This window comes from Buttiauxella massiliensis (assembly GCF_902500225.1).
GTDB classification, from domain to species: domain Bacteria; phylum Pseudomonadota; class Gammaproteobacteria; order Enterobacterales; family Enterobacteriaceae; genus Buttiauxella; species Buttiauxella massiliensis.
On the sequence record NZ_LR722664.1, the window covers coordinates 60,231 to 85,883 of the forward strand.

Here is a 25,653-nt window from a genome sequence, read left to right on the forward strand (position 1 = left end):
ACCTTACTTTATTGATAAATCTACAAAAATGTTCTTCTCAGCATCATCACGCACAATAGTGATTTCAAGCTGCGTCAATGTGCTGAGTTGGCCCATAAACTTTGCGGCCTCTTGCGGATCGCGTAGGTCAAAGCCATTGATGGCGATTGCCAAATCGTTGGGCTGTAATCCACTTTGCTGAAAAAGCGTGGCCTCTTTGCCTGGATTGAGGCGATATCCCTGCATCACACCGTCTTTATTCACCGGAGTGATTGCCACCATCTCCAGCAATTTTTTCGGCTCTTTCAGTAACTGATTCCGGGTAGTCGCAAGTGCGTCAGGTGCGCTTGCGGCACCGTCGTCATACAACCGTAGGATTTCATGCTGCCCCCCGTTAAGCAGTTCAACATGGTCATCCTTAATCGCGATGACACTCGCCTGCGTTCCATCGATAACATCATGAATAACATAACTATTTTGATGTCCACCTTGCTCAATTATCACCAGTGAACTTTCAGATGAGCTGCTGACTATCACCCCGGTCAGTCGTACTTTTAGTGAGGAGAGTGTTGCCACTGGTGCGATCTCTTTATCCCCGCCTGGGAATAGCGTCTTAAACCTGATTTCAGCAGGTGTGGCCTGCGGGTTAGCGTTGTGTGCCTGAGCCGGGAGTGGTGCTTGCGGATAAAGCATTTCACCAATACACCATGTAGCCACAGCCAACTGATAGCCAAGGCCGCAGAGCAATACCACTGTCACCATCTGCGCTAAAAATGGCTGAGAAAAACTCAGCCTGAACACCGGTTTACTCATTAACACTTATTGCCTTATTAACCAGGGCGAGAACGAACTCGCCCTGGATTGACTTACTGACTTACGGTGACAAAATCAGCGGCGTTCACACCCGCCGGAAGTGCAAGCGCACCCGGAGTGGTGTTGCTGACCACAATTTCCTCGCTAACGTTGAAGGTCACAGGTTCACGACCCGTTACGTCGGAAGAAGGAGATACCCAGGCCTTGTAGGTGCCAGGCTCAACAATCCACTGGTTCTTTTGCGGATCGAAGCTTGCCAGCGTTTTGGCAGGGATAGTGAAGGTAAGCTTCTGGCTTGCGCCTGGTTGCAGGCTGTCTGTTTTGCTGAAAGATTTAAGCTCAAGAGCCGGTTTTTTCAGCTTAACTTCTGGTGCGTTGATATAGACCTGGGCTGCTTCTTTCCCGGCAACGTTCCCGGTGTTGGTCACCGAAACGCTCAGCGTAATGCCACCTTTTGCGCCATTACCCAGGGTGTTCGACTCAACTGCCGCGCCGTCATAACCAAAGGTGGTGTATGAAAGGCCGTAGCCGAACGGCCAGGCAACCGGTTTGCTGAAGGTGCTGTAGTAGCGGTAGCCCACGTAGATGTCATCGTTATAAGAGATTTCATCTGGTGTGCCGTCGCCGTTGGTGTCTTTGCCCGGGAAGGTGGTTGCGGAAGGGACATCGGCATAAGACTGCGGAATGGTTTGTGCCAGTTTGCCCCCAGGGTTGACGACGCCTGAGAGAACGTCGGTGATGGCAAAGCCTGCTTCCTGGCCTGGCAGATACGACAGCAATATGGCATCGACTTTCTCGGCCCACTCGCTGGTATCGACGATGGCAGAGACATCCAGCACGACAACCACTTTCTTGCCTGCAGCATGGAATGCATCAGACGTATTCTGAATCAAATTGAGTTCATTTTCGGTCAGCAGGTAGTCGCCACGGGTATTGGTGCGGTCCACACCTTCACCCGCGATTCGCCCGATAGTGATCAGTGCTGCATCATTGTTCTGCGCAGCACTTTCAACCACTGCCGGGTCAATTGCCGGGTCGTCACAGGTAAAGTAGGTGCCGATCGAGGCCACAAAGCCCGGGTGCTCAACTTTATTTTGCGCGTAGTAATCGCGGTAGAAGGAGGTTAGCGACTCATCAACGGTGTACTGCTGTTGCAAGCCCTCGGACAGCATGATGGTCGCTTCATTGTTAACCTGGCCGCTACCGGTGCCACCTTTGATGGTTTCAATCTGGCTAACCCCAAAACTTGCGAGCTTCAAACGCGGCGTTAATGGCAGCGCCTGGTTGTCATTTTTTAACAACACCATGCTCTCTGCCGCAGCCTGGCGTGCCAATACACGGTGTTGTTCGAGGTCAGGTTTATTGGACGCGGCGTAGTTGTTATAAGAAGGGGACTGGAAGACTTGCGAGAGAATATGTTCCACGTTAACCGTGACATCTGCTTCGCTGATATCCCCCTTTTTATAAGAGTCTTTCAGTGCGGCCAACACACCAGTATTGTTGAAAGCACCGGTTACTGGGTCGGTAAATCCACCGGGTTCAATCAGGTCATTACCCGCTTTTAGCTGTTTCCAGCCCGTTAATTGCGGCGTTCCTGCCAGCCAGTCGGACATCACCAACCCTTTAAAATCCCACTCATTACGCAAAATATCGGTTAGCAGGTCGCGGCGTTCGTTGGTGTAAGTACCGTTTAGTTTGTTATATGACGACATCACCGCCCACGGCTGCGCTTCTTCTACAGCTATCTGGAAACCGCGCAGATAAATCTCACGCATGGCGCGCGGCGATACGATGGTATCGATGGAGTTACGGTTGGTTTCTGAGTTGTTGGCAACAAAGTGTTTAATGGTGGTGCCGACATCATTTGACTCCACACCATCTACCATGGCGGCGGCAATTTTCCCGCTCAGCAGTGGGTCTTCAGAGTAATATTCAAAATTACGCCCATTCAGCGGGTTACGTTGAATATTCATACCCGGTGCGAGAATAAAGTCGACGCCATATTCTTTAATTTCCTCGCCCATCGCTTTACCCACTTGAGCCACTAATTTTGTGTCCCAGGATGAAGCCAGTAAAGAACCAATTGGCCAGGCGGTGGCATAGAAAGTTTCAGAACTGCCGTTACGAGTACTATTAATGCGCAATCCGGCGGGACCATCGGCTAATTTTGCCGCAGGAATATCCAGCTTGTCGCTTTTTACGCCATTGATATAACCGGCAACACCGGATACATCATTTTTATTATTGGTTGCCGGAAATTCACCATTGCCAAGATCCATTCCTGGCCCGACCACCATATTAAGCTTTTCTTCAACGCTCATTTTACCTGCGGCTTCTTTGGCCATTTTTTGGTAATACGCAGCGTCCTTTACTTGTGAGACAGGCGGTTCTTCCTGGTTGTCGTCATCATCGTCGTCATTACAACCAGAAACCATCCCGGCTAATGCCAGGGTGAGACAGATTGTCAGGGTATTCAATTTTGATTTAACGCTTAAGGATTCCATTGTTATTGGCCTTATTTATGTAGGGTATATATCCAGGTTTCGCAAAGGTAAGTACATCAACAGCAGCGGAATAATAACCAGATAAATGGCGGGCGACTTTGCAATGGAAAGCTAATTCTGTGCTCCTGGGAGCAGGGCGTTTTTTTGTGAGTGGTATCTCAAAATAATGCAGAATGCTACAATACAGTAACATTACAAAAACAATATTAACGTTCAACTTTGTGCAAGGTCCACATGCTTACCAGAAGCGTATCTAATTCAATATATAGGACAAGTCTTAATAATTTACGTCAAAAAGGAATTGACACAAATAACTTGTTAGGGGGCTTGGGTTTGTCAACTCATGAAATAGACAAACCCTACGGGCGTATTACTGAACATAACCATTATCAATTAATGGCAAAAATTAGTGGGCTTAACAAAACGCTCTATGGGAGTGCTATTCCGGAAACTATTTACATTAATAGTGTTGAACATTCCCACGCTATTTTTCCAGAGTTAATAGGTCTGTGCCTGAATGAAAAAACACTGGAATCAGCATTATGGAATTTTTCGGATAACCGGTTTTTGATTGGCAACTGTGATGATCTTTTTATAGAAAAAGGGCAGTCACATACTCGCATAAGATATAAAAACCGTGCTCCACACTCCGTTAATAACCCTTCAGCCATCTTTAATCTGGTGTTGCTTGGCAGCATATTGAAGAGTTATTCCCCAGGTATGAGTATGCAAATAGAGCTTACGGACTCAGCGGTTCATCATCAGACGCTGGTGAACGATCTGTTTAACAAAACCTGTTTGCTGCGCCAGGAGCACGACGCCATTATTCTGGAAAACCGCTACCTGGATTGTGAAAACGCCTCATTTAACCCGCTGCTAAATCGCTTACAAAAGAGCCATGCCTGCGCACTCAAAAAGCAAATATTCGCAGAGCCACCGCTGACCGCTGCGGTGAACACAATTATTGAACAGTGTTATTTGTCAGGGCAGGCAATTTCTGCAAACTCAATACTGGAAAAGGTGTGCCAGGAGCTACGGATTAGCCGCTGGACGCTCAACCGCCGCCTGCAACTCGAGTCTGCGACGTTCACTCAGCTTCTAAACCAGCAGCAGTTGCTACTGTCGATGCGTATGCTGCGTGAATCGACGCTCTCGATTCAGGAAATCAGCGACTACCTGGGGTTCTCTTCGCATTCCGTTTACTCACGATTCTTTAAGAATCATGTCCAGCTATCTCCTTTGCAGTTTCGGGATAAAGGTCGGGACTGTGAGAGCGGTTGTTGATGTCTCTACCCGCAGTGAGTTAACGCCGGCATTCGCGGAATAGATCGCTAGCAGGCTGGTAGACACTGGTGCTGATGTCCCAAAGCCCGAGAACCGACGAGAACAGGTTGTCATGGGAGTATGGTTTTTTCGCCGCATTATCTTGTAAACAAGAGATGTTGATGTGTTTCTCGGCGATAAAGCCCGGTGACATCCACACCTGCATCGGGATATGCGTTTGCTGATCCGGGGCCAGTTTGTAAGGCGTACCGTGCAGATACAAGCCACTTTCTCCTAATGACTCACCGTGATCGGAAACGTACAGCAGCACGGTGTTGTACTGGTCACTGTATTTTTTCAGCTTCTCAATCATTTGCGCTAACACAGAGTCGGTATGGCGAATGGTGTTGTCGTAGGTATTGACCAACTGCTCCTGGGTACAGTTTTCAATATCACTGCGTGAACATTCCGGCATGAAGTGGCGATGCTCTGCTGGGTAACGCTGGTAATAGGTCGGCCCATGGCTGCCAATCATATGGAAGGCGACCAGTTTGTCTCCGGCCATTTTAGCCACTTCAGCATCAAGATTTTCCAGCATCACATCGTCATAGCAGGTCTCACCGTCACACAGTTTCGGGTTATCGGTTGGCTTGACTTCGATAGTCGGAATGCGGCTACACACACCTTTACAGCCTCCATCGTTCTCTTTCCACAACAGTGAAACCCCCGTTTTTTGCACGATGTCGAGGAGATTGTCGCTGTTGTACGCTTTCTTACCGTCGTAGTCAGTGCGGTTCATATTCGAGAACATGCACGGTACGGAAACAGCGGTGGCGGTACCGCAGGAGTGAACATCTTTAAATGAGATAACCCCACCGGACTTGCTGGTAAAGGCGTTGGTATCTCGCGAATAACCATTCATCGAGAAATTCTGGCTACGGGCCGTTTCACCAATCACCAGGAACATCAGCGTTGGTTTTTCTTTATTGGCAACCCGTTTGGCATCATCGCCGAGCGACTGGAAGGGTTCTTTGGTCGTAAAGTACGTATCCTTCAGATAGCGAACGGTACTGTAGACGTAGTTAGCCGGAATAATTTCTTTGTTAAGCGTTGAGTTGTTACGCCCAACCGAGGCGTAATCCTGGTAGTAAAGCGCTGCAACACCTGCAATAAGCGCCAGCGAAGCCACCATCGACAGCAGGCGATATGCGATGCCTTTGTACCATTTGGCTGGATATTCAATTTTAATTAAAAACAATAAGATAGCAGGCAGTACACCGGTCAAAAGAATCCATAAAATAATTGAGCCATTCAGATAGGAATGCGCTTCTTGCGGGTTCGTTTCAATGATGTTTTCAATCATCGATTGATCAAACATCACTTTATATTTCAGCGTCGAATAACTGACCATTGAGCCAGTAATTAGCAGCAGGGCAAAAAATGGCTTCAATAGAAAACGAATAGAGAAGGGCATGAAGACGAAATTGAGAGCTGCAACTAACACGAAAGGTATGGAGATAACAAAACCGATTTTTACATGCTCAAGATGGGTCAAGATATCGTAAAAATGCAGTAACACGGGCCAGTTGAGTAAGAAGGCAAAGACTGCCGCCAACAGTAAAATCAGCGGGATGACCTTCATCCTGAAAAGTACGGGCATTAACATCTCCAACAGGTTCATTTTTATACTATTGATACACAGGCGAGCAGGATGGTTTTGCCATCGAAATTTCTGCTGTAGACCACCAGCGGTGTATGTGTGAGAGTGATTATTAATGACCAACCTTAATTTAACCTTAATGTATTCCATGCGATAAAAACTAAACGGCTATTCAATGAATGCATATAAAGGGAATAAGAGAGGAACCTTTTGGCTTTCGGTTTTTTCGTGACCTGAATTACTGGGTGTTTATCTCGGTTTGTTTATTTAAATTATCCATATATTAATATTGTCCTAAGAAATCGCTGCCAAGTTAGTTTGTCTGCCAGAAAAGAATCGATAGTCTAATTATGCTTTTTTCTTCTAACTGATACCTTTTTGGTTTTACAAACCACAACAGGCATCCTGCTATAGTCGTTTCATTACACATTGGCAGTTATTTTTTAAGGAAAAAAGCGTGCGATTGACAATACCTCACTTACGGATTGGGGCTGTCTTGCTGGCAGGTTTGATGCTGGCGGGCTGTGATCAACAAAGCAGTAATGCGAAACATATTAAAGTTGGTGTGATTAACGGCGCAGAGCAGGATGTGGCGGAAGTCGCGAAAAAAGTCGCTAAAGAGAAGTATGGCCTGGAAGTGGAGTTGGTCGGGTTTAGCGGTTCATTGCTACCAAATGACTCCACCAACCATGGAGAGTTAGATGCTAACGTTTTCCAGCATCGTCCATTCCTCGAGCAAGACAACAAAGCACATAATTACAAATTAGTGGCGGTGGGTAATACCTTCGTGTTCCCGATGGCCGGTTATTCGAAAAAGATTAAGACGGTAGATCAATTACAAGACGGTGCCACGGTTGCAATCCCGAATGACCCAACCAATCTGGGGCGAGCTCTTCTGCTGCTGCAAAAAGAAAAGCTTATCACTCTGAAAGAGGGTAAAGGACTGCTGCCGACCGCGTTGGATATTACTGAAAACCCACGCCATCTGAATATTATGGAGTTGGAAGGAGCACAGTTACCGCGAGTGTTGGACGATGCGAAAGTTGATGTGGCGATTATTAGTACGACTTACATCCAGCAAACAGGCTTGTCGCCGGTACATGATAGCGTCTTTATCGAAGATAAAAACTCGCCATATGTGAACATCCTGGTTGCACGTGAAGACAATAAAGATGCGGAAAATGTGAAAGAGTTCCTGCAATCTTATCAGTCACCAGAGGTGGCGAAAGCGGCCGAAACAATCTTTAATGGTGGGGCTGTTCCTGGCTGGTGATCACTGAAATCATTGAAAAATAGTAGATTGATGGGCTGTTGCTAACAGCCCATTTTGTTATTTACGACCCAGCAAGAAGCCAAATACCACACCAACCGCCGCGGCAATCGCTAAACCGGCAATAGGGTTGGTTGACACCTGATCCCGCACATTATCTGTGGCATCTCTTACTGCATAACTGGCTTGCGACGCATACTTTCTGGCCGCACCCTTAAATTCATCATCAGGGTTATTGGTATGTCTGCCATATAACTCCCTGGCAGTGCCTGCTGCTTCGTTGAGTTTGTCTGTTGTTTTGTCAAACATACTGAGCTCCTTAGATTTAATTGCGCAACTAAGTGTAGTTGAGAGAACCGGAGAGAAATGTTTTAAACCGAGAATTCAGACAATGTGAGAAAAATCTCGCTAAGTGGGCGTTTTATCCCGGCATAGCGTTAGCGGTGATTAGTCTAAATGGCAGGAAAACAGGCAACTGCTCCTTCTCGCAGTTGCCTGTTTTCAGAGACAGAAAAAGCGTATCAAATTAACTCGGGCAGCCCTTTCAGGAGCTTATCGAGCGTAACGGGATAATCTCTCACCCGCACTCCTGTCGCGTTATAAACGGCATTGGCGATGGCAGCGCTCACGCCGCACAACCCCAGCTCACCGACACCTTTGGCTTTCATAGGTGAGGAGACCGGATCGGCATCGTCGAGGAAAATGACCTCTTGCACGGGGATATCGGCATGTACCGGTACTTCGTAGCTGGCAAGGTCGTGGTTAACGAAATAACCTAATCTTGTATCGACGGCTAGCTCTTCCATTAGCGCAGCCCCGACCCCCATGGTCATCGCACCAATAACCTGGCTGCGGGCTGTTTTAGGGTTAAGTATTCGGCCAGCAGCGCACACTGCTAACATTCGGCGAACGCGTGTTTCACCGGTTGCAATATCCACTCCGACTTCAACGAAATGTGCCGCGAAAGTGGATTGCTGGAATTTTTTTTCGAGCTCACCAAATTCGATGTCATCCTCAACCGTCAGCGTCCCCGTTGCGGCGGCCTCCTTAAGAGGGGCTGAGCGGTCACCTATGCGTATTTGTTCATTACCAAACACCGCCTGTTGCGGATCAAAGCCCAGTTTGTTCGCCACTGCCTCGCGCAACTTAACACAAGCGGCATAAACCCCGGCCGTTGAACTATTAGCACCCCATTGACCGCCTGAACCTGCCGAAACCGGGAAATCTGAATCCCCCAACCGCACCACGACTTTTTCCAGCGGCACGCCCAACATTTCAGCTGCTGTCTGGGCAATGATGGTGTAACTGCCGGTGCCGATATCCGTCATATCGGTTTCAACGGTGACGATGCCCTGTGCATCAAGATGAACGCGCGCGCCCGATTTCATCACCAGGTTGTTACGAAAACCTGCCGCGACACCCATGCCGACAAGCCAACGCCCATCGCGGATTTGTGCAGGCTGAGCGTTCCGCTGCTTCCAACCAAAGTGGTCGGCTCCGGTACGCAGGCATTCAACCAACTGACGGCGCGAAAAGAATCGCTCAGGGTTTGCAGGGTCAACCTGGGTATCGTTGAGAATGCGAAACTCAACCGGGTCGATGCCTACTTTTGCGGCCACCTCATCAATTGCGATTTCCAGCGCCATCAATCCCGGTGCTTCTCCTGGTGCGCGCATGGCATTGCCTTCAGGCAGATCAAGTTTGGCCAGACGCAGCCCGGTATGGCGGTTGGCACCGGCATACAGCAACTCGCTTTGCTGAACGGCTGTTTCCGATGGGCCTCCAGCAAGATTACCGGACCAACTCTCATGTGAGATTGCGCTAATCCGCCCGGTGTTATCCGTGCCGATGCGAAGATGCTGAATAGTTGCCGGACGGTGAGTGGTGTTATTGGGAATAAAGGGTCTTTGCAATGCAATTTTGACGGGGCGTTTTGCCACGCGAGCACCAAGGGCCGCCAGCAGCGCATCGCTACGTAAGAACAGCTTCCCGCCAAAACCACCGCCAATATAGGGCGAAAACACCCGTATATTTTCTTTGGCGAGCTTCAGGGTTTTAGCCAGGTCACTACGACACCAGTCAATCATCTGATTGGAGGTCCATAGGGTAAGTTTATTTCCCTCCCACGCAGCCATTGAGGCGTGCGGTTCCATCGCCATGTGGCTTTGATCTGGGGTGGTGTAGGTGGCATCAAACTGCACCGCAGAAGCGGCAAAGGCACTAGCAAAATCGCCGGTTGATTTGTCCGGCTCTTCTTCAGTAGCTGTGGTGACGGCAGGTTTTTCCTCGGCAAGATTGTATACGCCCTGTTCGCGGCGGTAATCGACCTTAATCAGTTCCGCCGCCGCACGAGCTTGCTCGAAGGTTTCCGCGACCACCACGGCAATGGCCTGGTGATAGTGTTCAATCGTTGGGCCTGCGAGGAGCTTTGCCGGGTTTTTTTCACCTTTTCCAAGCGGGCCGGCATTATCGGCCGTCACAATAGTTATCACACCCGGGGCATTACGCGCTGCTTCTAAATCAATTGAGTTGATATGCCCTTTAGCAATGGCGGAGCCCACCACATAGCCATATGCCACATTGGCTGCTTCATTATGCCATTCGTAGGCATAGTGAGCCGTGCCGGTCGTTTTCAGGTGGCCATCAATACGGTCATGGGGCTGACCAACAACGGTGAGCTGGTCTATTGGGTTATCTTTTGCCGGAGTATCAAATTTCATTGGTTTATCCCCGTGCTTGCATTAATACCGAGGCGAGCGTGCGCTGCGCCAGTATCAGCTTGAATTCGTTTTCAGGAGTAGGGCGCGCATCAGCGAACAGCCTTTCATAAACGCTCTGGCTGCCGTTGCTCAATTGCCGGTCAGCTTCTTCAAGCCGCCACGGCTTGTGCGCAACGCCACCAAGAGCCACACGTCCGGTGCCATCGGGCTGCACAATGGCGGCAACCGAAACCAGAGCAAAGGCGTAGGAGGCGCGGTCTCGAACTTTGCGGTAGATATGTGTGCCGCCCAGCGGTGGAGGCAAGGTGACGGCGGTGATCAATTCACCTGAAGTCAGTGCTGTTTCCAGATGTGGTGTGTTGCCCGGTGCGCGATAGAAATCTGCCAACGGGATTTCGCGCACCTTGCCGTTTGGGTTGACGGTCTCTACCACAGCATCGAGCAGGCGCATGGCGACAGCCATATCGCTGGGGTGGGTTGCGATACAGGCTCGACTGGTCCCAACCACAGCATGTTGGCGGCTAAAACCCTCAAGAGCGGCACATCCACTGCCGGGAAGCCGCTTATTACAAGGTTGGTTGGTATCATAAAAGTAGGGGCAGCGTGTGCGCTGGAGCAAATTACCGGCAGTGGTTGCCTGATTGCGCAACTGGCCTGATGCGCCTGCTAGCAGCGCTCGGGAAAGTACCGCATAGTCTCGACGAATACGCGAATCTGCCGCAAGATCTGTATTGCGCACCAGTGCGCCAATGCGCAGACCACCTTCGTCCGTCGACTCAATTTTGTTCAGCGTAAGAGCGTTCACGTCAATCAGATGGGTTGGCGTCTCTATTTCAAGCTTCATCAAATCAAGAAGATTCGTGCCCCCGGCAATAAATTTGGCACCAGGATTACGCTGGGCGCTCGCTGCCGCTTCGGCCGGGGTTTTCACTCGCTCAAAAGTAAAAGCTTTCATGATTTTTGCCCCCCTGCGACATCTTCAATGGCCGCAAGAATGTTGGAATAAGCGCCGCAACGGCAGATGTTGCCGCTCATACGTTCACGTATTTCGTCGGCGGTGGCCTGAGGGGATGAATTCAAATCGGAGGTGACGTGGCTTGGAATGCCCATTTCGATCTCTTTGAGGACCATAACGGAGGAGCAAATTTGCCCAGGCGTACAGTACCCACATTGAAAGCCGTCATGTTTGATAAAGGCGGCCTGCATAGGGTGCAAGTTATCCGGTTTACCGAGACCTTCAATGGTGGTGATTTCGGCATTTTGCTGCATCACGGCAAGGGTCAGGCAGGCGTTTATCCGGCGACCGTCGACGATAACTGTACATGCGCCACACTGGCCGTGGTCGCACCCTTTTTTGGTCCCGGTAAGGTGCAGGTTTTCGCGCAGCGCATCCAAAAGTGTGGTTCGCGTATCAACGTCCAGTTGGCGGGATTCGCCGTTAACATTTAATGTTACGTGCGACAATTCAGGCGGGGGAGTGGGGTCGTTCGCGCTCGCTCCAAAAGCATGAGTTGGCGTCATCGCCACGGTTGCGGCTGACACAACACCGACTTTGAGAAGCTCCCGTCTTGTCAGGCGAAAGCCATAATATTCAATATTAAGGTAGTGATTACCGCTGCTGTTGCTGCTCGCACTATGTAAGTGCCTTTTATTCGCTTCATGGTCATGGTTGCTCATACCGCCTCCAGTGTTCGAAAGATTGAACCAGGAAAATGGAAGTCTCTGCGATGCTCAAATTTTTATAACGAACTATTAATCATAGACGGTGCTGGCGTTGGGATTATTCCTGAATGCTGCAAAGACGGGTTACAAGCGGCGTATCCATAACCAACCGCATACTTTGCCAGATATGGCATGCATGTTGTGTGCCCACCGTGGTAATACGAGTGCCGTTGTTTAATGCTGACGTAAATAATAAATAACCTTACGTGCTCTTTGAATTCACCAGGGTGTAACAAATAGACAATGATGGCCTGTATTAAAATTATACTGCCTATATAAAAAACATATACCAAAGGTATGCGCCATATCATTGCTTGAGGATAGTTGGATATATATATTCAGCACATCGCTTACCGGTGTGATAAATACGCGACTTTAACTATATTGCTCATATGTAACGAGGTTAATTTTTATGATTAAAAATGCATTTGTGGAAAAAAATAGTGAAGGAAATATCGTCGTACGTGTAGAAGATAAACAGTTATCAACATTTAATGATTATAATTCCGCATTAGAATGGGCATTTTCAATTGGTTATCGTGTTTACAAAAAAGAACCTGCCACCGATAAGCACGAAGAGTGCTGGGTTAAATACACACCTAAAAGCCATCTATAATTTGAGAGACAGATGCACCATTTTCATATGGTTGCAAGAGAACATGCAATCACCTGATTCGTTCTAATTAATACTTATTAAACAGGCATATAGATGGAGTTAAGACATATCCGTTATTTTCTGGCCGTTGCCGATGCCAAAAGTTTTACCTATGCAGCAGAAGTGCTGGGTATTGGCCAACCGCCTCTCAGTATACAAATACGAGATCTGGAAAATGAAATTGGTACCAAATTGTTTCATCGCATCGCTCGAGGTGTTGAATTAACCACCGCAGGCACCGCGTTTTATGATGCGGTAAAAGTGTTGCCGGGTTTAGTAGAAGAAGCAAAATCATCAGCACTTCTGGCCTCGCGTGGAGAACTTGGGGTGCTTAAAGTTGGCTTTACTTCATCTTCGGCATTTAACTGTGTGGTTACACGGGGTATTAAAAAATTTAGAAGAGATTACAAAAACGTCAGTTTGCAATTAGATGAGGCACATACCGATAATCTAATTAAAGCAGTAGAAAATGGCACCATCGATGTGGCTTTTGTTCGTACTGACCATCTTTATAGTGAACTACTGGAGCTCCATTTAATTCTTCGGGAGCCTTTGGCAATTGTGTTACCTGAGCAGCACTCGTATATCGCGCAAAGTCATATCACATTGAATCAGTTGGCAAACGAAGAAATGATTCTGTGTCCTCGAGATTACAGTGTGCACCTGCACGATACTATCATTTCACTGTTTGAAAAAGCAGGGTGTGTGCCGACGGTGAAGCAAACTCCACTAGAACTATCTTCCATTATTAATCTGGTTTCTGCAGGAATTGGGGTCTCGATTGTTCCCTCATCAATGAAAACCATGAGTCACTCATCATCCGGTGTTGCATTTTATGATATCTCGGAAGAGGGAGCTTATATTCCATTGTCGATAGTCAGTCGGGTACATGAGCGATCTCCAATTGTGAAAAGGTTTATTAATAATGTCACTGCAACGCAGGCTGAAATCATAGCTGGCGAATAAAAATATCAACTTAATGATATATATCAATAAAAACGGTATCTGTCTTATATCTGACAGGTATCGTTCAGTCGATGAAATATAAAGCAATAGCGTAAATGTAGGGTAACCCAATGTGCTTGTCAGTTTTTATTGCCAGGACACTGTTTATCCAGAGTAAAGAGTGAATGAAAAAATCTATCTTTGCAGTGCGTCGTGACAGGCCATTAACCCCTCGATAGTTATATATCCATTCCGTAAGCCGAAGGATCTCGAGCGTCAATGTCAGAGAAAGTGGGGGAGTGACATAGAGTTTCACCACTTTTCCTTCATCCACGTCATATGTGTTGTTTGCTGCAGCCGTCAGCTTGTGTAACCCGACGCGGCAAAAAAGAGTGGCAAGCCTACCCATTCCAAAGCAGGAATAGAGGCAATAAACAGCCGACCAATTGATCCAGTTTATAATTGAGCAGAATACTTAACTGCATAATACCGGCCGACCTCCGCAGGTGCGGGGTTAAGCGCCAGCTTTTTCTGGCGACGAAGGTATATCTCAATGGAAAGGCGAAACTTTCTGAAAAGCGTTGTAGCACTATCAACTATTGGTTTGGTTCGTCCGGCATTTTCAGGAACCAAACGTGTTGATGACCCGGCAATCGCATCTTCTGATACCTCCCGCCGTTTTGTGGTCACACAAACGTATAGTCTCAAAGCGCCGGCAGGTTCCCAGGGCAAAGTTAATTTGTGGATACCTGTACCAGAAGACACTTCATTTCAGACATTGCTCGACCTTTCCTTCAACGGTAACTACCAGAAAGCCAGCCTGACGGCTAATAACCGTTATGGTGCCAGAATGCTTTTTGTTACCTGGCCAGATTCTGAAGGCGCGCTGGATATTCGCGTTGAGATGACGGTCGAAACCCGTGATTGGGAAGTGCTAAAAGACAATAAACTGGCCGACTGGTTGCTACCTGAGCAAGACGCAGTCATCCCGGACGAAATTAAACCTTTCTTGCTGGCTACTCCCCATATTCCTGTCGACGGTATCGTTAAAGAGACGGCGCTGAAAATTGTCGCTGGCGAAAAAGCACCGATAAAACAGGCTCGTTTGATTCACGACTGGGTTAGCACGCATATGCATCGCGATGATGCTGTGATTGGTTGCGGTACGGGTGATGTGGGCGAAATACTGAAAGCGGGCAAATTGGGTGGCAAATGCACCGACATTAACTCCGTTTTTGTCGCGCTGTGTCGTGCGGTAGGTATCCCGGCACGGGAAATGTTCGGTATTCGTCTTGGTGCCAGCCGCAAGCTTAGCGAGTATTCGAAGAAAGCTTTCGGTAGCGCCGATGAGCAGGGTATTGCAAAAATAAACGGTGGCCAGCATTGCCGCGCGATGTTCTGGCTGGCGGGCTTTGGCTGGATCCCGGCCGACCCGGCCGATGTCACCAAGATGCGTCTGACCGAGAAGAAAGAGAATGGTGATCCGGCTGTAAAAGCGGTTAGCGATTATCTCTTTGGTAATTGGGAAATGAACTGGGTGGGCTTTAATCATGCACGTGATTTCGCGCTTTATCCTGCAGCAGAACAAGGTGATGTCAACAACCTGGGTTACCCGTATGCCGAAGTAGATGGCGATCCTTTAAACTTCTACGATCCGGCAGCATTTAGCTATGACTACGTCAGCACCGAACAGCATTAAGGGTAATTTAGTCACGTTGCTGGCGGCATTAATTGCCGCTGGCGCTTCAACACTGTGCTGCATTGGGCCGTTGTTGTATCTGTTGTTTGGTATTTCAGCAGCAGGACTCACAGGGATCCCGACGCTACCCTGGTTACAAATTCCCATGGTAATCGTCTCCCTGGGATTGATGGTGCGTGGATTCTGGCGGCTCTATTTGTCCCCTAAACCAATATGCACAAGTGTTGTCAGCCGTCGCGTGCTGGTCCTGTTGTATTGGTTATCAGTACCATTGGTACTGTTCCTGACTACTTATCCGTATGTCTTACCCTGGATTTGGGAAAGTATCGAATGAAGAGATTTTTATGCCTGGGGCTGCTTTTGTTGACGCCTCTGAGTTGGGCGGCCAATAAAATGGTCACTATAGATATAGGGCAGATGAACTGCCCGCTCTGCGTGATTTCGATAAATCAGGCTTTACGCAGTACCGATGGGGTTATTAAAGCGAAGGCGTCATTAAAAACGCATCAGGCGCAAGTCATTGTTCCGGAGAATTTTGATAACCAACAACTGCTGTCGGCCATTGCTAAAACAGGATTTACCGGCCAAATTCACGCGGTGGATGAGGCGCAATAATTCCTGTTATCCCTACGATTGTGAAGCTTCAAGCTCATTGGCGAATCACCACCTCCCGGTGGTGATTATTTATCTGGTGGAGCGCCCCATTAACCGGATAAACAGCCCACACAGTGCCGCGAACGTTGCCAGCCCAACCATTCCCGTCCAGCCAAAGGTTTCCAGAGCTTTGCTACCCACTGTTGCCCCTATTGCCATGCCGATAAACACGACGGTAAACATAATGGCGTTCAGGCGACTGCGGGCAGCCGGATTTAACGCGTAGATAATGGTCTGATGTGCCACCAGTGAGGCCTGAATACCCAGGTCAAACCCGACCGCACTAATGGCGATAATAGCCAGTTGCACAGGGACGGGAACAAACGGCATCACAAACATCAGGGCAAAGGAGATAACAACCAACGCGGCTGCAATTTTCGTGACGAAATCAGGGCCACGACGGTCAGCGAGTGATCCTGCCAGCGGTGCGGCAAGCGCTCCAGCGGCACCAGCGAGGCCAAAAGTACCGGCTACGGCGGAGCCCATCTGGAAGCGGTCTGCCAGCATAATCGCAAGCGTTGACCAAAAAGCGCTGAACGCAATCGACAACAACCCTTGTGCCAGAGCGGCACGACGTAAAGCCGAATACTCCATCCACAGTTTGCCTAATGAGCGCAGTAGTGCGGGATAGCGTAGTGTGGTTTGCGGCTTGAAAGAGGGTAGTACGTACCAGAGTATCAGCGTGACGACCCAGACACCTACTGCCGCAATAGTATAAACACTACGCCAGCCCCAAAGTTGTGCCACGATGCCACTAAATACACGTGAAAGCAGAATGCCCGCCAGAAGCCCGGTCATCACCATTCCTACGGTTTTACCGCGATTGCTGTCAGAGGCCAGTGTGGCAGCGGCAGGGATAATATCTTGCGCTACGGTCGCAACCAACCCAATCGCCAGACTGCTGAGCAATAGCACATGCCAGGAAGAGGAGAATCCACACAGCAGTAATGTCAACGAAAGCAGGGTGCCTTTAATCAGAATGATACGACGGCGGTCAAAGCGATCCCCAAGTGGGGCGAGCAACAAAATGCCGAGCGCATAACCAATTTGCGTCAGTGTGGGTACCAGGCCGACATCACCGACACGGGCGTGGAACGTGCTGCCAATAATCCCCAGCATTGGCTGGCTATAATAAATTGAGGCAACACTCAGGCCCGCGCCAAGGGCGAGACGAAAAACGATTTTGCCAGACAGCATGGTGTTGGACGTTGATGCGGTCATTGTGGAAAGCTGGCTCATGGCTCGCTCCAGTGGGTTAATGTGCGGCCATTCTTGTCGTTTTTTGCTTTCGGCTGTAGCCCCCGCAGGGGTAAAACTGTTATACACTTAACGTATGAACAAAAACTTTAATCCTGCTGGCGACCGTATAGCCATTTTGCAAACCTTTGTGCGAATCGTTGAGAGCGGCAGCCTTTCAGCCGCAGCCGCACAAATGGATACTACCCAGCCAACAATAAGCCGACGCTTGCAAAGCCTCGAACAAATGCTTGGCGTTAAGTTAATCCAGCGTACGACCCACACCATGAAGCTGACTGATGATGGCGAACGCTGCTATCAGCATGCCCGTAGGTTGATTGAAAACTGGCACCTTCTGGAAGATGAAGTCAGTGGCGCCAGGGATGAACCTGCCGGGGTGCTGCGCGTACGTGCGCCACACGCATTCGGGCAGGATCAGCTGATTGGGCCGCTTGGCGATTACCTGGCGCGCTATCCGCAAATCAATATTGAGTGGATTCTCAACGATCGTTCGCCGGATTTTATCCCTGAAGGGATTGATTGCGCGATTCATGTTGGGGCAATCACCGATCCTTCAGTGGTTGCCATCCTACTGGCCGAAGTGCCGCGTATCGTGGTGGCTGCTCCTTCACTACTTGCAAGCTATGGGCCGGTCAATGAAGCCGCGGATCTGGTGAAATTCCCCTGGGTGGCACTGAGTAGTTTTTATCGTAATGAAGTGACGTTAAACGAGGTAACCAGCGGCGACCCTTTCCGCTTCGATATTACCCCAAGGCTGAGCACTGATAGCCTGTATGCGGTGCGCAAGGCAGCTTTAAACGGGTTGGGTGTAGGGATGGTTTCTTCATGGGTCGTGAAAGAGGATTTGGCGGAAGGCACGTTGCAGCATGTTCTCCCTAACTGGCAGGCCGCACCTCTACCCATCTATCTGCTCTATCCTTACGCGAGTTACTACCCGGCCCGTCTGCGCAAATTTATTGAGCTAATGAAAGAGGTGATGCCAAGTCTAACCGGCACCCGATCTGCGCGTTAATCAGGCCGTAAGCCATTTCCCTTTTTCAGTACGTCACATTAATGGTGACGGTATCGGCGTAATTATCCGGGGCGTAATTTGCATTGGGTACGGTTGCGTAAACGGTATATGCAGTGGTCGATCCGGTACCGGTGCCATTGACACTGTTTGCTGTAATACTTCCCCATGGAGTCCCGGCCTGGCCCGACGTTGAACGCAACTGATACGGGACTAAATCGGTATTGCTCCCGCTCCCGCTGGTTTTCATTTGTCCGCTGCCTGTGGTACTGCCGTTCGAGGGACTAAGCCCTATCGAATAAGGGGTATTATTCGAGCAGGCGACACCAAGAGTATTACTCGATGCGATATTGGATTGATTCATTGTTACCGGGCCAATACTTATATTATTGACGAAGCTAATGTTGCATTGCTTGGTCACGACTGCGGTCACGTTAAACGGGAAACTCGGGCCGGTTCCATTGCCGCAGTCAGCTGGGGGGAGAGCCAGGCCTGTATTCGTGGTAACACTTGCGGTGGCTGAATTAAAAACATCTAAATAGCTACCGGGAGCGGCGGTGATTTGGGGTGTCGTAAGCTTTGCGTAAACCGTCAGACTACCCGTTACTGGCGTGAGATTGAGGAGCGTTATTTGGGCCATGGGAGGAGGGGTTCCAGCCTGGTTCTGATTTCCCCAAACGACAGTATGAGCTTGGTTTTGATAGAGTTGATAGTTTAATGTGCTGGCTGGTGGGCCAGCAAAAGACATGCCGTGAGGGTTAGTCTGGCCATTACTCGACGCGCCAATATTAAAGCAAAGAGTAATCGCGCTAAGCACATCTGTAAGGACTTTGCTGCACGAATAGCTGAATGTCATCGACGTTTCAGCACCTGTGCTGGACAGTGGATTTACATTCCCAAAATTAATGGGTTGCACGCCACTTATTGAGCAACTCAGCGCGTGGCTAACACCAGGACACAAACTTAAGGCTGCAAAGAAAAATAACTCTCTTAAACGCATACAGGTTTCCTTTCTCTTAGGAAGTCCAATTCATCTCGTCCTTAGCGACAAACGAGTGGGCCAAGTTGCACAATGCTTGCAGCCTTCTGCGGGTAATCGAACTGCACGGAGCAAGTGCCTTTGGAAGCCATCACTTTTAATGTGTTATGCAGCTCCAGCGTATCGAAATAAACCAGACCATCAAAACCCACGATGGTTTGCTGGCTTTGCTTAGCATTCAGCTCTACCTGTGTCCCTTCCTCAATCGGTTTTCCTTGTGCATCAACCACGATTATTTGCGCGGCTCGAACCGGTGTAATACCAAATTTGACCAGCGAGCCAGAACGGTCGGCAGGTGTTGCGTAAGCATTAACCTGGTCGATACGCGTATTGGCGGGTAAGTTCATCGGGTCGATGCTTAACAGATTATTTTCATAGCTTTTAATTGGCGTCACTAACAGCAAGCCCTGGCTGTTGCTGGTGCCGATGAGATTGTTTTGTAGTTTGATGGGTAAATCAGGAATACCGTCGGTGGATACAACAGCAAAGCCATCATCAATTGTGCGCGCGGCAAACAAACCGCCCCCCATCATCACCAGGGAGCCGCTACCACCAGCATAGGCATACTGTGTATCTGAGGTGCGGTTAAAACCGCTGTAAACTTTGCCATAGCGACCCAGGTAACCCAGCTCTCCCTGGCCGTTTTGTTGGGAGGATTGTTGGCTAGCTGCAAGGTTCCAACCCCAACCCCCATCTGAAGGTTGGGTGCGGCTGGCATTAAGCATATAACCGTTTTCATCATTCGTGCGTTGTACTGTGCTGCTGGCGGTAAGGTTATTACTAAGGATAAATGTGGCAGTCAGGTAGAGGTTCCGATCCCGGCTGTCGTCTACGTTTTGATTCACGCCAGCAGTGAGGTAGATATTATTTGCCACCGCGGCATACCAGTTCGCACCCGCGTAACGTACTGAAGTTTCCTGTGGGTAGCGATATTGCAGGTAGCTCAGACTGACATTGCCATATGAGGGCATGTTGTACCCAACAACAACATTGCTATTAAGTGATGGCGGTGCTGAACCATAGCGGCTGGCGATATCACGGTAATCACCTGCGGTGGCAATCGTCGAGGTGCTGAAGTTAAAATTGCTGCCAATCCAGCGATAACCCAGGCTATACAATATTCCGTTGTCACCCGCATCGGTGCTCATAGCCAGAGCCGTTGATAGAGTGCCAACACGACCGCCAGGTATCCAGTCCATACTGAATCCAGAATTGAGCAACTGTTTGCTTACCTCAGAATGAACGCCACCTGTAAAACTGTTACTGATACCCCGCCGCCAGGTTCCACTAAAAGAAGGTGTGCTGGCGTAATCAAATGAAGAGATTCCGTAATTTTCGCGTACCACACCCAATTCAGCTGACCATTGTGTCAGCCCTTCGCGTAATAGTTGCTGATCCTGATAAAAGGAAAAGCTCTGTGTCGTCGTTCGACCTAACGCATCAGTCATATTCACCTGTGCGTAGCCCGCACCGCTGATATTAGGCTGGGTGTTGATTTCAAAATTACCCGCAGGTACTTCGCCGTTATAATATTTCATGCCATTTATAAATAATTCCACATTTGACGGTACCGTTGCCGAACCTAAAAAAGAGGGTAGTGGTGTGGTCGGCATATTAGGTTGCAGGTTGAAATCAGTGCCTATTTGAATACCCGCGATGCGTGTCGGGCGCGACCATGTGAGGCTACTGGTGAGTGTGTCACCGAGGGTTAAGCTAAGGAGGCTGTCAGGAAACGATGACCGCCACTGCGTATCAAGACGACTGAAATTGTTATCGGCCGTAACTCCATCAGTTTGCGTGGAGTATTGAGTTAATTGAGTCGAGCTCAGCACCCCAGCAGAATTAAATGCGCGTAATTCAGTAAAGCTGCTGACGTTACTTCCATCGCCTTGGGCTGCGTAAACATCATAATTGAGTAACATCCCCCGTGATGTGGAGACGACTGGCGGAGGAATATCAACTTGATTGAGTTTGGTGGTATTTAAATTCAAGGTGCTAAGAGGGGCGGTCAATTTCAGTGTTTGTAATGAAACATCATAATCAAATTGTAATTGACTTAAACTATCCAGACGAATCGATTGGGCCGATTCACCAGGTAATTTAAACCCTATTTTTTGTAGTGTTTCTTTGTTGCTATATAATTTACCTGCAAGCTCACGAAAATGTTCGATGCCAATATGGTTTCCATTCAAAGTAACATCAAGATACAAGTCTATTGCATTAGGATGCTCGTTATCGTTACTAATCACCGGTGTGATGGAATTATTATCATTGGCCGAGGTGATTCCTGGCGCTAACATTCCACCGAGCAGAAGAACTATCATTATTCTAATGATTACCTTAAAGTTCCTGCACCTTTTTTTGTCCATTTATAGTAACTTCTAATTTGCTTCCAGGGGCAGTATCCGAGGCAGGAAAAGGCAATTTCCAGCGCATGGTAGCGCCTGGAAGAACGTATCCCAATAGCCCCTGTGTTATCTCTTTTCTTCTACCTTGCGTGTTGATATATGAAGCACCAGACAACTGAGCATGGCTATTCCCCTGATTGCTCACTTCAAGAAATGCTTCACCACCAATACGTTGGATTCCCCACTGCAATTTTGCTGAATGCTCGCTGGTACCCTTCGGTTGAATAAAAACGGGAACTGAATAATGCAAAACGAACTGAATTTTATTCTTTTGTAGTTCGGCTGGAGGGAGTTCATTGATTGACAGCCTATAAGCTTCCTCCACAGTATTTGAGGCGGGCCCCATGTGAATCACTCGAATTAACTGTTTCTCTCCGGGTGCCAGTTTGAGCATTGGCGGGCTAATAACCAGATTCTGAGAAGAGTTGAGCTGGTCTTCATAACTTTGCTGGTTCCAGCTATAAACGCGAACTTGCGCATTTATAGTCTCTTCACCCTGGTTCATTAACCAGATGCCATCAGCATTTTGTATACTTTGTAGGGTCAGTGTCACAGGCGAAACTTGTAGACCGCTTGCCACTGTATTTTGTGGAAAGATTGCCGCCAATAACAGGCTCATCACCCCAACAGCCGTTCGCGTCTGTGGCTTCATTTTTATAAATAACCCTTTATATTAATAATTTACGTTAACGGTTACGGTGTCTGCATAGCTATCAGGTGCGAAGTTGGCGCTGGCGGCAACTGCATAAACCGTATAGGTTTGCGCCACTCCTGAACCAGTTCCCCCAACACCGTTACCTACTGCTGTGGTGGTGGCAGTATTGCCCCAGACGGGACCTGTGCCTGATGTTTGATGTAACTGATAAGGGACTTTATCGCTGTTTGTTCCACTGTTAGCGACTGATGACATAGACCCAGCACCTGTTGTATTGCCTCCATTAGCTGTGGATGGTGCAAGGCCGATGAAATAAGGAGTGGTTCTTGAGCACTGGACAGTAAAGGAGCTATTCCCGGCTGTGTTAGTTGCATTGCTAGCGACAGAGCCCAGATTAATATTTGCGCCCGCACCTGTGGTTACAACGCAAGATGCAGTAATAGTAATTTGTACCTGAAATGTGTTGGTGGCCACGACGGCATTTGCAGATGGAACAAAAGCAAAAATCATGAAAGGAAAAAATATGCGCATTTTAATGATTGATTTCATATCTTTGCACCTATTCAGATACCTGCAGTTTGTCAATAATGCATACGGATGAATGTTGTATGTCTATTAAAACCATAGAATGAGGTGCATATTTATGCCAATTTCAGGATGTATTAAGTTTTTTAATATGATCAGATGCGCACTTTAAGTTTTATTAGGTGAGTTTGATTATTACATGCAGAAAATTCTGCTATAAGTCATTTCGGCCTGAAATGCTGGATATAAAAACTGGCAATAATGTAATAATTTCAGATGTAAACAATCACAAAGGTAAAGGGATTGTAATTGCTTAACATTCTAATTCAGAAAGATATTCTTTATTTAGATGACGTAATAGAACAAGGTTGGGATTATTGAAAATGGGAATGCGTGAAGTGTTTTTGGTGGCAGACTACTCACCTCGTTGAGGTTAATATATGTTGATGTGACCGAAATTATTCGGTTGTTTGAAAAGGAAATAGAGCTAAAACTTCGGTCCAGACATCAAATTCCACTATTAAAAATAATCAAACCTTAGTCGAAAAACATTAAGCACGTTACAGGGTGGTGAAGTTACTACTGGATGTTCGTTCATCGGTAATCAAACAACCATGGCCTTCTGATGCTGTTATAAATGTGTAACAAAACCTTCTTACACTGCTCACTTCTGATAACAATATCGAAAGGAAGCCATGATGAGCAGACCTCTTAAGCCGTTGTTTAAACAGGAACACAACGACGAAATCAGTAACCGCAGCGCCAACCCCGTTTTTTCAGATGTTGCCAGTGCGTATTTGAGCCGCCGCCGATTCCTGCAAATGGGTGCAGTCGCGGGCGCCGCAGTAGCCTTCCCGACGTTATTAAAATCCCAGGCTGCATGGGCTGTAGAAACGGCTCTGGCACGTCCTTCTTCCCTTGGTTTTACCAGTATTGAAGTTTCAACGGAGGATACCGTGCGGGTGCCGGAAGGCTACATCGCGCGACCATTTTACCGCTGGGGAGATGCCGTAGGTTTAAAGGGTAACCTGCCGGAATTTAAAACCGACGGCAGTAACACTACTGATGAACAGGCCGCTCAGGCGGGAATGCACCATGATGGTATGGCATGGTTTAGCTTGCCGCGGGGAGGAACCGATCCCAATCACGGTTTGCTGGCGATGAACCACGAATACATCGACAACGGTTTGCTGTTTAAAGACGGCGTGGCGAACTGGAATCTGGATAAAGTGCGCAAGGGCCAAAATGCGATGGGCATTTCGGTTATTGAAGTGAAAAAAGAGGGCGATAACTGGAGCGTGGTTCGTCCTTCTGAGTTTGCGCGTCGTATTACTGTGAATACACCGATGACCCTCACAGGGCCTGCCAAAAATCATGCATTAATGCAAACTGCGGACGATCCGCAGGGGCAAAGGGTGCTTGGTACAATGCAAAATTGTGCCAACGGCCATACACCGTGGGGCACTTACCTGACTTGCGAAGAAAACTGGTCGGATATTTTCGTTAAAAAAGCTGCGCCAAATGCCCTTGAAAAGCGCTATGGCATCAGCGACAGCGATGAATCCTATCGCTGGAACGAAGTCGATCCGCGCTTTAGCGTAGATACAACGCCTAATGAGCCTAACCGTTTCGGTTGGGTGGTAGAAATCGACCCTTATAATCCGTCATCGACTCCGCGTAAACATACGGCATTAGGGCGCTTTAAGCATGAAGGCGCTGCGATTACCCTGGCGGCGGATAACCGTGTAGTTGCTTACATGGGTGATGATCAGAAATTCGAATACATCTATAAGTTCATTTCTACAAATCAATATGATTCGAGCCTGCGAGATGCTGCCATGGACCTGCTCTCCGAAGGCACGCTGTATGTGGCGAAATTCAATGACGATGGGAGTGGCACCTGGCTACCGCTGGTATATGGGCAATCGGGCCTTGATGAAACTAAGGGATTTACCAGTCAGGGTGAGTTGCTAATTAAAACGCGTCTCGCTGCTGATGCCGTAGGTGCCACAAAAATGGACCGCCCTGAGTGGATTGCGGTCGACTCGCACGCAACGGGCAGTGTCTATTGCACCTTGACCAACAATAGTGACCGAGGCAAGGAGGGCAAAGCAGCCGTCGATGCCGCCAACCCGCGCGCTAATAATGTCTACGGCCACATCATGCACTGGACGGAAGAGAACGGTGACTCTGCATCAACCGCCTTCAAGTGGGATATCCTGGTGCTAGGCGGCAAGCCGGATAGCGCAGATGAGAAAACCAAAGGCTCAATGAAGGGGGCAGAGTTTGGTAGTGCAGATGGGTTATCTTTCGACCATCGCGGCGTTCTGTGGATTCAGACTGATGTCTCCTCCAGCACCATCAACAAAAAAGCCTATGAGGGAATGGGCAACAACCAGATGCTCGCCACTGTTCCAGGTACCAACGAATATCGTCGTTTCCTCACCGGGCCGCGTGGCTGTGAGATAACTGGCATCGCCTTTACTCCAGATAACCGCACGCTGTTTATTAATATTCAACACCCCGGTGAACCTAGTGACGATATCAGCGATCCGGCAAACCCGACTGCCGTCTCCACTTGGCCTGATGGTGATAAAAACAGTCGCCCACGATCTTCCACGGTGGTTATTGTTAAAGCTGATGGTGGAATTATCGGTAGCTAACAAAATAGCCTCTACAGTTGAGCGGAACAGGGATGTTTTGCTCAAAGCCTTAAGAAAAGGTGAGGGGATAACAATAGCAGTCGAATATCTTGCTCTGAAATTTTGCCGGGCAATGGATCGACGTAGGCTCAATTGAGCACTACCACCCCGTAATACGGCTCCATGTTTGCTGAGATAAGAATATCAGCCACTCAAATATTCATCATGAAAATA

The 25,653-nt window shown here is 48.4% G+C and carries 21 protein-coding genes; 9 read left to right on the forward strand and 12 right to left on the reverse strand.

The genetic code is table 11. From position 1 onward, the window contains the following. Nucleotides 1-3: 3 nt before the first annotated feature. A complete protein-coding gene (gene gspC, locus GC128_RS19820; RefSeq protein WP_151995740.1) occupies nt 4-792 on the reverse strand; it encodes a type II secretion system protein GspC in 789 nt (262 codons plus the stop codon). Nucleotides 793-845: 53 nt separating this feature from the next. Further along, complete coding sequence (locus GC128_RS19825; RefSeq protein ID WP_151995741.1) at nt 846-3,296, reverse strand: beta-glucosidase; 2,451 nt, start codon at nt 3,294-3,296, stop codon at nt 846-848. Between the two features lie 726 nt (nt 3,297-4,022). Between GC128_RS19825 and GC128_RS23000 the strand changes: the two genes are divergently transcribed. After that, nucleotides 4,023-4,580, forward strand: coding sequence for a helix-turn-helix domain-containing protein (locus GC128_RS23000; RefSeq protein WP_193216288.1), 558 nt, complete (start codon nt 4,023-4,025; stop codon nt 4,578-4,580). Nucleotides 4,581-4,599: 19 nt separating this feature from the next. Here GC128_RS23000 and GC128_RS19835 read toward each other — a convergent pair whose 3' ends face one another. Continuing rightward, nucleotides 4,600-6,219, reverse strand: a complete 1,620-nt coding sequence (locus GC128_RS19835; RefSeq protein WP_151995743.1) for a phosphoethanolamine transferase — start codon at nt 6,217-6,219, stop codon at nt 4,600-4,602. Nucleotides 6,220-6,676: 457 nt separating this feature from the next. Between GC128_RS19835 and nlpA the strand changes: the two genes are divergently transcribed. Then, on the forward strand, nt 6,677-7,492 hold the full coding sequence (gene nlpA / locus GC128_RS19840; RefSeq protein WP_151995744.1) for a lipoprotein NlpA: 816 nt from the start codon (nt 6,677-6,679) through the stop codon (nt 7,490-7,492). A 57-nt stretch (nt 7,493-7,549) separates the two neighbouring features. On the opposite strand, the gene GC128_RS19845 is transcribed toward nlpA, so the two are convergent. The 4 genes from GC128_RS19845 to paoA all read right to left on the reverse strand — a co-directional run bounded on the left by GC128_RS19845 (nt 7,550) and on the right by paoA (nt 11,886). Further along, nucleotides 7,550-7,798: a DUF883 family protein gene (locus tag GC128_RS19845; RefSeq protein WP_064511796.1), complete on the reverse strand. Its 249-nt coding sequence runs from the start codon at nt 7,796-7,798 to the stop codon at nt 7,550-7,552. Nucleotides 7,799-8,010: 212 nt separating this feature from the next. Then, a complete protein-coding gene (gene paoC / locus GC128_RS19850) occupies nt 8,011-10,209 on the reverse strand; it encodes an aldehyde oxidoreductase molybdenum-binding subunit PaoC (protein WP_151995745.1) in 2,199 nt (732 codons plus the stop codon). A 4-nt stretch (nt 10,210-10,213) separates the two neighbouring features. Further along, nucleotides 10,214-11,164, reverse strand: a complete 951-nt coding sequence (locus GC128_RS19855; protein WP_151995746.1) for an FAD binding domain-containing protein — start codon at nt 11,162-11,164, stop codon at nt 10,214-10,216. Beyond that, nucleotides 11,161-11,886, reverse strand: a complete 726-nt coding sequence (paoA, locus tag GC128_RS19860; protein ID WP_151995747.1) for an aldehyde dehydrogenase iron-sulfur subunit PaoA — start codon at nt 11,884-11,886, stop codon at nt 11,161-11,163. Before paoA ends, GC128_RS19855 begins: the two co-directional genes overlap by 4 nt. Nucleotides 11,887-12,343: 457 nt before the next feature. Here paoA and GC128_RS19865 point away from each other — a divergent pair, with 457 nt between their 5' ends. The 5 genes from GC128_RS19865 to GC128_RS19885 all read left to right on the forward strand — a co-directional run bounded on the left by GC128_RS19865 (nt 12,344) and on the right by GC128_RS19885 (nt 15,845). Next, nucleotides 12,344-12,547 carry a hypothetical protein gene (locus GC128_RS19865; RefSeq protein ID WP_151995748.1) on the forward strand — a complete coding sequence of 68 codons (204 nt, stop codon included), beginning with the start codon at nt 12,344-12,346 and terminating at the stop codon, nt 12,545-12,547. Between the two features lie 93 nt (nt 12,548-12,640). After that, complete coding sequence (locus GC128_RS19870; protein ID WP_151995749.1) at nt 12,641-13,552, forward strand: LysR family transcriptional regulator; 912 nt, start codon at nt 12,641-12,643, stop codon at nt 13,550-13,552. 532 nt (nt 13,553-14,084) lie between these two features. Beyond that, nucleotides 14,085-15,230 carry a transglutaminase-like domain-containing protein gene (locus GC128_RS19875; RefSeq protein WP_151995750.1) on the forward strand — a complete coding sequence of 382 codons (1,146 nt, stop codon included), beginning with the start codon at nt 14,085-14,087 and terminating at the stop codon, nt 15,228-15,230. Then, nucleotides 15,202-15,564: a mercuric transporter MerT family protein gene (locus GC128_RS19880; RefSeq protein WP_151995751.1), complete on the forward strand. Its 363-nt coding sequence runs from the start codon at nt 15,202-15,204 to the stop codon at nt 15,562-15,564. The genes GC128_RS19875 and GC128_RS19880 overlap by 29 nt, the downstream gene beginning before the upstream one ends. Beyond that, nucleotides 15,561-15,845: a heavy-metal-associated domain-containing protein gene (locus GC128_RS19885; RefSeq protein WP_151995752.1), complete on the forward strand. Its 285-nt coding sequence runs from the start codon at nt 15,561-15,563 to the stop codon at nt 15,843-15,845. Before GC128_RS19880 ends, GC128_RS19885 begins: the two co-directional genes overlap by 4 nt. Before the next feature lie 69 nt (nt 15,846-15,914). Here the strand turns inward: GC128_RS19885 and GC128_RS19890 are convergent, their stop codons facing one another. Further along, nucleotides 15,915-17,123 (reverse strand): MFS transporter, encoded by a 1,209-nt coding sequence (locus tag GC128_RS19890; RefSeq protein WP_151995753.1) that lies wholly within the window; start codon nt 17,121-17,123, stop codon nt 15,915-15,917. Between the two features lie 94 nt (nt 17,124-17,217). On the opposite strand from GC128_RS19890, the gene GC128_RS19895 reads away from it, so the two are divergent. Next, nucleotides 17,218-18,153, forward strand: a complete 936-nt coding sequence (locus tag GC128_RS19895) for a LysR family transcriptional regulator (RefSeq protein ID WP_151995754.1) — start codon at nt 17,218-17,220, stop codon at nt 18,151-18,153. Between the two features lie 25 nt (nt 18,154-18,178). Here GC128_RS19895 and GC128_RS19900 read toward each other — a convergent pair whose 3' ends face one another. The 4 genes from GC128_RS19900 to GC128_RS19915 are packed head-to-tail and all read right to left on the reverse strand — an operon-like array spanning nt 18,179 to nt 22,801. After that, nucleotides 18,179-19,150, reverse strand: coding sequence for a Csu type fimbrial protein (locus GC128_RS19900; RefSeq protein ID WP_151995755.1), 972 nt, complete (start codon nt 19,148-19,150; stop codon nt 18,179-18,181). A gap of 41 nt (nt 19,151-19,191) precedes the next feature. Beyond that, the gene (locus GC128_RS19905; protein WP_226812197.1) at nt 19,192-21,513 is read right to left on the reverse strand and encodes a fimbria/pilus outer membrane usher protein; all 2,322 of its coding nucleotides are present in this window, start codon (nt 21,511-21,513) and stop codon (nt 19,192-19,194) included. 16 nt (nt 21,514-21,529) lie between these two features. Next, nucleotides 21,530-22,216, reverse strand: coding sequence for a fimbrial biogenesis chaperone (locus GC128_RS19910; RefSeq protein WP_226812215.1), 687 nt, complete (start codon nt 22,214-22,216; stop codon nt 21,530-21,532). A gap of 54 nt (nt 22,217-22,270) precedes the next feature. Then, nucleotides 22,271-22,801: a Csu type fimbrial protein gene (locus tag GC128_RS19915; RefSeq protein WP_151995758.1), complete on the reverse strand. Its 531-nt coding sequence runs from the start codon at nt 22,799-22,801 to the stop codon at nt 22,271-22,273. 674 nt (nt 22,802-23,475) lie between these two features. Between GC128_RS19915 and GC128_RS19920 the strand changes: the two genes are divergently transcribed. Next, complete coding sequence (locus GC128_RS19920) at nt 23,476-25,440, forward strand: PhoX family protein (RefSeq protein WP_151995759.1); 1,965 nt, start codon at nt 23,476-23,478, stop codon at nt 25,438-25,440. Nucleotides 25,441-25,653 lie beyond the last annotated feature (213 nt).